General features: G+C 65.5%; 5 protein-coding genes. 2 read left to right on the top strand and 3 right to left on the bottom strand.

Annotated features, from left to right (window positions below; genetic code table 11):
* A partial coding sequence (locus tag AC1DOQ_RS26680; RefSeq protein WP_477371359.1) for a HAMP domain-containing protein occupies nucleotides 1–1,717 on the bottom strand: 1,717 nt, incomplete at its 3' end.
* A gap of 357 nt (nucleotides 1,718–2,074) precedes the next feature.
* Between AC1DOQ_RS26680 and AC1DOQ_RS26675 the strand changes: the two genes are divergently transcribed.
* On the top strand, nucleotides 2,075–2,806 hold the full coding sequence (locus tag AC1DOQ_RS26675; RefSeq protein ID WP_477371356.1) for an autoinducer binding domain-containing protein: 732 nt from the start codon (nucleotides 2,075–2,077) through the stop codon (nucleotides 2,804–2,806).
* Here AC1DOQ_RS26675 and AC1DOQ_RS26670 read toward each other — a convergent pair.
* A complete protein-coding gene (locus AC1DOQ_RS26670) occupies nucleotides 2,781–3,050 on the bottom strand; it encodes a helix-turn-helix domain-containing protein (RefSeq protein ID WP_477371352.1) in 270 nt (89 codons plus the stop codon). The genes AC1DOQ_RS26675 and AC1DOQ_RS26670 overlap by 26 nt on opposite strands.
* Nucleotides 3,051–3,193: 143 nt before the next feature.
* Nucleotides 3,194–5,287, bottom strand: a complete 2,094-nt coding sequence (locus AC1DOQ_RS26665; RefSeq protein ID WP_477371349.1) for a prolyl oligopeptidase family serine peptidase — start codon at nucleotides 5,285–5,287, stop codon at nucleotides 3,194–3,196.
* A 60-nt stretch (nucleotides 5,288–5,347) separates the two neighbouring features.
* Between AC1DOQ_RS26665 and AC1DOQ_RS26660 the strand changes: the two genes are divergently transcribed.
* The coding region (locus AC1DOQ_RS26660) for a sensor histidine kinase (RefSeq protein ID WP_477371346.1) at nucleotides 5,348–7,592 on the top strand (2,245 nt) is incomplete at its 3' end.

Below are 7,592 nucleotides of genomic sequence, written 5' to 3'. Positions count from 1 at the left end.
TGTTACGCACCTGGCCCGTCAGGTTGGACGCCATGAAGTTCACGTTGTCGGTCAGGTCCTTCCAGGTGCCGCCCACGCCAGGCACGTAGGCCTGGCCGCCCAGCTTGCCTTCCGTACCCACCTCGCGCGCCACGCGGGTCACCTCGGACGCGAACGACGACAGCTGGTCCACCATCACGTTGATGGTGTTCTTCAGTTCGAGAATCTCGCCCTTCACGTCCACCGTGATCTTCTTCGACAGGTCGCCGTTCGCCACCGCGGTGGTCACGTCCGCGATGTTACGCACCTGGCCGGTCAGATTACCCGCCATCGAGTTCACGCCGTCGGTCAGGTCCTTCCAGGTGCCGGCGACGCCGGGCACGTTCGCCTGGCCGCCCAGGCGGCCCTCGGTACCCACCTCGCGCGCCACGCGCGTCACCTCGGAGGCGAAGGAGTTCAGCTGGTCCACCATCACGTTGATGGTGTTCTTCAGCTCGAGGATCTCGCCCTTCACGTCCACCGTGATCTTCTTCGACAGGTCGCCGTTCGCCACCGCGGTGGTCACGTCCGCGATGTTACGCACCTGGCCGGTCAGGTTACCCGCCATCGAGTTCACGGAGTCGGTCAAGTCCTTCCACGTACCCGCCACGCCCTTCACCTGCGCCTGGCCGCCCAGCTTGCCCTCGGTACCCACCTCGCGCGCGACACGGGTCACCTCGGAGGCGAAGGAGGACAGCTGGTCCACCATCACGTTGATGGTGTTCTTCAGCTCGAGGATCTCGCCCTTCACGTCCACCGTGATCTTCTTGGACAGGTCGCCGTTCGCCACCGCGGTGGTCACCGCCGCGATGTTACGCACCTGGCCCGTCAGGTTGGACGCCATGAAGTTCACGTTGTCGGTCAGGTCCTTCCAGGTGCCGCCCACGCCAGGCACGTAGGCCTGGCCGCCCAGCTTGCCTTCCGTACCCACCTCGCGCGCCACGCGGGTCACCTCGGACGCGAAGGAACGCAGCTGGTCCACCATCACGTTGATGGTGTCCTTCAGTTGCAGGATCTCGCCGCGCACGTCCACCGTGATCTTCTTCGACAGGTCGCCGTTCGCCACCGCGGTAGTCACCTCGGCGATGTTACGCACCTGCGAGGTCAGGTTACCGGCCATCGAGTTCACCGAGTCGGTCAGGTCCTTCCAGGTGCCGGCGACACCCGGCACGTAGGCCTGGCCGCCCAGCTTGCCCTCGGTACCCACTTCGCGCGCCACGCGCGTCACCTCGGAGGAGAAGGAAGACAGCTGTTCCACCATGGTGTTCGCGGTGGTCGCCGCGCGCAGGTACTGGCCCTTCAGTGGGTGGCCGTCGACTTCCAGCGCCATCGTCTGCGACAGGTCGCCCTTCGCCACCGCGCCGATGACACGCGCCATCTCGGTGGTCGGACGCACCAGGTCGTCGATCAGGGTGTTGACCGAGCTGATGATGGTCGACCAGCCACCGACCACGCCCGGCACGTCGGCGCGCTGGGTCAGGTGGCCTTCGCGGCCGACGACACGCGAGACTTCCGTCACCGTCTCGACCATCTTTTGCTTGGTCTCGATGATGTCGTTCAGGGTGTCGGCGATCTTGCCGGACACGCCGGTCCAGTCGGAGGGCATGCGCACGGAGAAGTCGCCTTTTTTGAGCGCCATCAACGTAGATAGCAGCAGCTTGACATCCAGCTGTTCAGCCATGTCAGTCATGTTATTCATTGACCAGATTTCCTCGAAGGTGAGAAGGGTAGGACGGGCAGTTTTTGTTAAATCTCAGCAACTTGTAAAGATGCGCTTGTGTTTTATCAAGTCAAAGCAATAATGGCAATACTGTCAAGGCTTGCCATAACTTGCATTTTTGCAATTTTGCATAGACAATTCGCGCGAGCTTATCGAATTTCGATGCTGAGGGGCGCACGATTGCCGGGGCCGGCAAGCGGATTGTTGTATCAAAACGACAAGCTTTACGCTGTGGTGGCGACGGAAAAGATGTTTAAAAGAATAATTATTCGTGCTTTTTAGTTACAACGCATCTAGCATACTGTAGTTACACCATCAATACAGCGCGGGGTTACCATGATGAGCGTCGAACTTGACGAGCTGATGCATAGCGATACGGCGTCGAGCTGGGGAGAGGCGCTGTTCTCCCTGGGCCGGCACTACGGTTTCGAGAAGGTCCTGTTTGCGATGTCGGGCTCGCGCCATGCGCGCCTCGAGCACGCTTTCTTCCAGACGAATTATCCGCGCCAATGGCGGGAGCGTTACGAAGCCGAGCGCCTCGCCTACGTCGACCCGCTGGTGAGCCATTGCCTGGCGAGCACCTTGCCGCTGGTGTGGCAAGCCGATACCTTCCGCAGCCCTGCCCAGCGCACGATGTATGAAGATGGGTGCAGCCATGGCATCCGGGCCGGGGTGGCCTTTCCGATCCACGGACCGAACGGCGAATTCGGGCTGCTCAGTTTTGCCTGCGATCCGAAGCCGGAGAATGGGTTTTCAGAGAAGGTGACGCCGCTGCYGCCGGAACTGGCCCTGGTGCGCGACCATGTGTTCGCTTCCGGAGTACGCTTCTGTCCGCCAGTCACGCACGAAGCCGCGCCGCGGCTCACGCCGCGCGAACTCGAGGTGCTGAACTGGGTAATGGTGGGAAAGTCTTCGTGGGAGATTTCAAAGATTACCGGCTGCTCCGAGGCGACGGTGAATTTCCATATGGGTAACATTCGCCAGAAATTCAACGTCAACACCCGGCAGCAGGCGGTGGTGCGAGCGATCTCGCTGGGCTTGATCAGCCCAGAAGATCACCATCGTTGAGTTTGCCGTTCACATAGAGCTTCAACAGCAGGGCAACCGGTGCCGGAATCGCGAGCCCGGTTTCGAACCGGCTGCCGCTCGATTGCGTCACGCCGAAGCGTCCCCAGAATTTTTCCTGACTTTCCCGCTTGCCGATCCGGTATTTCTTCAGCTCGCTGACGGTTGGAGCCAGCGCTGCCTGGAATTTTGCCGCATTAGCCTCGGGCTCCCGCAGGCTTGCTTCGGTAACGAAATCATTAGCCATCGCCGCTCCCTCCTTGAAAAAGGTTGTAAAGATGTGTGGAAGACAAGTATTCCATGCATCATTCATCCGGCGACCTAGCAAGATTGATAGTTCCGACAGGAACCCCCCCCTAGAGAGGGGGAAGTGTTGTTTCGCTATTTGAGCTAGAGCAAATTTGCGGGTTTCGGGCTTGATTTTCGGGTCAATTCTTGCCACAGGAAACTATAGGTCAGGGCCCACATCGTGGCGGTCTGCTCGTTATTCGCCGCGCCGGCGTGGCCGCCCTCGGTGTTTTCCCAGTACAGCACGTCGTGGCCCTGTTCCCCCATCAGGGCCGCCATCTTGCGCGCATGGCCCGGATGCACGCGGTCGTCGCGGGTCGAGGTCGTGAACAGCACGCGCGGATAACGCCGTTGCGCCGACACCTGGTGGTAGGGCGAGTACTTGCCGATATACGCCCATTCCTCAGGCTGGTCCGGATCGCCGTATTCGCCCATCCAGGATGCGCCGGCCAGCAACTGGTGGTAGCGGCGCATGTCCAGCAGCGGCACCTGGCAGACTACCGCGCCGAACAGGTCGGGACGCTGGGTCAGCGCGGCGCCCACCAGCAGGCCGCCATTGCTGCCGCCCATGATGCCGAGATGATCTGGGCTGGTGAGCTTGCGTGCGATGAGGTCTTCGGCCACCGCCAGGAAATCGTCGAAGGCTTTCTGGCGCTGGTGCTTGAGTGCGGCCTGGTGCCAGCGCGGGCCGAACTCGCCGCCGCCGCGGATGTTCGCCAGCACGTAGACGCCGCCGCGCGCCAGCCAGGCTTCGCCGGTGACGCCGCTGTAGAAGGGCGTCAGGGAGACTTCGAAACCGCCGTAGCCGTACAGCAGGGTGGGATTGCTGCCGTCCATGCGGGTGTCCGCGCGCATCACCGTGAAATAGGGGATCCGGGTGCCGTCCGGCGACACCGCTTCGAACTGGCCGACCGTGTAGGGGCTGGCGTCGAAGAAGGCCGGCATCGACTTCAGCAGCTCGCGTTCGTCGCTGCCGGCATGCCCCAGGTAGAGCGAGCTGGGCGTCAGGAAATCGGTCACGGTCAGGAAGTAGTCGTTCGATGCCAGTTCGTCGACGCCGGACACGCCCAGCGCGCCCATGCCAGGCGCGGCGACCTCGCGCCGTTGCCAGGCGCCGTCCGCGTGGCGCAGCTCGACGATGCGGTTCTTGACCTTGTCCAGCACCGTCAGCAGGATCGCATCGCGGGTCACGGCGATGCCGTCCAGCGAGGTCGTCCCGGTGGGAAGGAACAGGGAATCGAACTCGCGCGCGCCGGCCAGGAAGGCGGCGAAGCCGATCGCCAGCAGGGCGCCCTGCGGCCACGTCGTCGCGCCGATCTGCCAGTCCGAGCGCAGTTGGACCAGCAGCTGGTCGCGCACCGTGAAGGCATCGGCGTCCTCCGGCTTCTCGACCCGGGTCAGCACCCCGGTAGCCGGGTCGCGCACGAACAGCTCGCTGCTGTAGAAGCCGATCTGGCGCTGCACGAACTGGCGCTCGTGGCCGGGCGTGTAGTCGAACCAGGCCGAGGCCGACAGGTCGTCCTCCCCTGCCTCGTAGACCAGGCGGGCGTCCGCCAGCGCGGTGCCGCGCCGCCACTCCTTGACCACGCGCGGATAGCCGGAGCTGGTCATCGAGCCGGGGCCGAAATCGGTGGCCACGAACAGGGTGTCGCGGTCGATCCAGGCGGCGCTGCCCTTGGCCTCGGGCAGGCTGAAGCCGTCCGCCACGAAGGCCAGGCTGTCCAGGTCGAATTCGCGCACCACGTGGGCATCGCCGCCGCCGCGCGACAGCGAGACCAGGCAACGGCTGCCATGGGGCTTGAGGAAGGAGGCGCCGGCCCAGACCCAGTTTTCGCCCTCGTCGCGGGCGAGCCGGTCGAGGTCGAGCACGGTCTCCCAATGCGGTTCCGGCTTGCGGTATTCGTCGAGCGAAGTGCGGCGCCAGATGCCGCGTTCGTGGCCGGCGTCGCGCCAGAAATTGTAGTAATGCCCGCCATGCAGGCCGACGTAGGGGATCCGGTCCTTCGAATCGAGGATGGTCTTCAGGCGCGTGCGCAGGGCTGCGTAGCCGGGCGCCGCCGTGAGTTCGGCTTCGGTGTCGGCATTGCGTTCGCCGACCCAGCCGAGGGCGGGCTCGGAGGCGACGTCCTCCAGCCAGAGATAGGGATCCTGTTCCATCGATTGCATTTTCACTCCATATTGCCGGGCTCTCGCCATTTGCGGCCGATTGCGTAATACTAGCAATTATTCAAATTCAGCCGCACGACGATCACAGACATGCCTGAAGCGAGTTCGCGCAATATGGGAAAGACCGTGGGCGCCAGCGGCCCGGTGCGCATCGCATTGTGGGCCGGCGGCCTGTGCCTGGCGCTGCTGGTCGGCGCGGCCCTCTACCTCGGCGCGGCACGCACCGCCGACGACGAAGCCCAGCGCCGCTTCGACGGCATCGCCCAGGGCGCCCGCCAGCGCCTGGACGGCGCGGTGCAGTCCTATGCCCAGGTGGTGCGCAACCTCGCCGGCCTGTTCAGCGCCAACGGCGGCGAGGTCTCGCGCCTGCAGTTTCACCGCTACGTCGAGTCGCTGAACGTGCGCGAACAGTATCCGGCCATCGTGTCGGTCAACTACGGCGCCTGGGTGCCGGACGCGGGGCGCGAGGCCTTCGTGGCCGCGGTGCGCGCCGACCGCAGCATGGATCCGCGCGGCTATCCGGAATTCGATATCAAGCCGCCCGGCCGCCGCCCGGCCTACCTGGTGCTGGACTACATGGAGCCGATGATGGCGTCCCGGTTCGGCGTCGACATGCTGGCGGCCGGCCCGGACGTTGCGCGTACCGTCGAAGAGTCGCGCGACCGCGGCGAAATGGCGGCCTCCGGCAAGCCGGTGCAGATCGAGACCCCGCGCCGCTACCTCGGCCTGGGCCTGCGCTTTCCGGTCTACCGCGGCGGCGCCATGCCGCCTGACGTCGAAGGACGGCGCACCGCCTTCCTCGGCTCGGTGGGGATCGGATTTTCGATACCGGACCTGGTGCAGGGGGCGCTGGCCGGCATGGGACGGCATCCGGTGACCCTGCAGCTGTACGCCGCGGCGGAGACCCAGCCGCCGGCGGGACAGCCGCTCGCGGTCGGTCCCGCCGACACCCTGCTGTACGACAGCGCCGGCGGTCATGCGCCGCAGCCGCGCGTCGAGGGCGCCGACGGCGAGCCGTTCGAGACGGTGCTGCCGGTGCGCTTCCAGGGCAATCTGTGGAAGGCGCGCTTCCTTGCCGATCGCGCCGAACTGGTCGACGGCTTCGGGCGCTGGTTTCCGCGCCTGGCCTCGGCCCTGGGCGCCGGCGCGACCCTCCTGATCTACGCGCTCTTCCTCAAGCTGTACTGGTCGCGCCGCCAGGCGGTGGAGCAGCGCGTGCTGCTCGACCTGGTGCTCGACAACGTCGACGCCTACGTCTACATGAAGGACCGCGAACGGCGCTTCAGCTACGTGAACGCGAAGATGGCGCAAGCGGCCGGGCTGCGCGCCGAGGAGATGGTCGGGCGGCGCGACCGCGAGGTGCTGCCGCAGGCGCGCGCCGACGAGGTCTGGGAACTGGACCGGCCGGTGCTGGAAACGGGGCAGGGCCGTTCGGTGCAGCACGAAGCGGTGCTGGCCGACGGCAGCGTGCGCCAGCTGTGGAGCGTGAAGGTACCGGTGCGCGCCGCCGGCGAGGTGGCGGCGGTGCTGTGCGTATCGACCGACGTCACCGACCTGCACCAGCTGAAGGCGAGGGCGGACGCCGCCAGCCAGGCCAAGACCGACTTCCTGTCGAACATGAGCCACGAGATCCGCACGCCGATGAACAGCATCATCGGCATGTCCTACCTCGCCCTCAAGCAGGCGGCCGAGCCGCGCCAGCGCGACTACCTGCAGAAGATCCACCATTCGGCCCAGCACCTGCTGGGCATCATCAACCACATCCTCGATTTTTCCAAGATCGAGGCCGGCCGCGTCGAGCTGGAACTGCTCGACTTCACGCTCGATGCCCTGATGCGCAACCTCGCCAGCCAACTGGGCGAGGCCGCCGCCGCCCGCGGCCTGAGGCTGGAGTTCGAGATCGCCCCGGAGCTGCAGCGCCCGCTGCGCGGCGACCCGCTGCGCCTCGAACAGGTGCTGCTGAACTTCACCTCGAACGCGATCAAGTTCTCCGAGCAGGGCACGGTACTGGTAAGCGCCGGCGTCCTGCGCACGGTCGGCGCCGACACCCTGGTGCGTTTCGAGGTGCGCGACCGCGGCATCGGTATCGCCTTTGATGAGTTGCCGAAGCTGTTCGCGCCCTTCCATCAGGCCGACCCCTCGACCACGCGACGCTATGGCGGCACCGGCCTCGGCCTGGTGATCAGCAAGCAGCTCGCCGAACTGATGGGCGGCGAGGTCGGTGTCGACAGCACGCCGGGCGAGGGCAGCACTTTCTGGTTCACGGCCCGCCTGGCCACGCCGGCCGACGCCGCGGCGGCGGCGCGTCGTGCGTCCACCCCGGCCGGCGCGGCGA

This window comes from Massilia sp. 01N417 (genome assembly GCF_056399645.1).
This window is presented reverse-complemented; position numbering and strand designations above follow the sequence as displayed.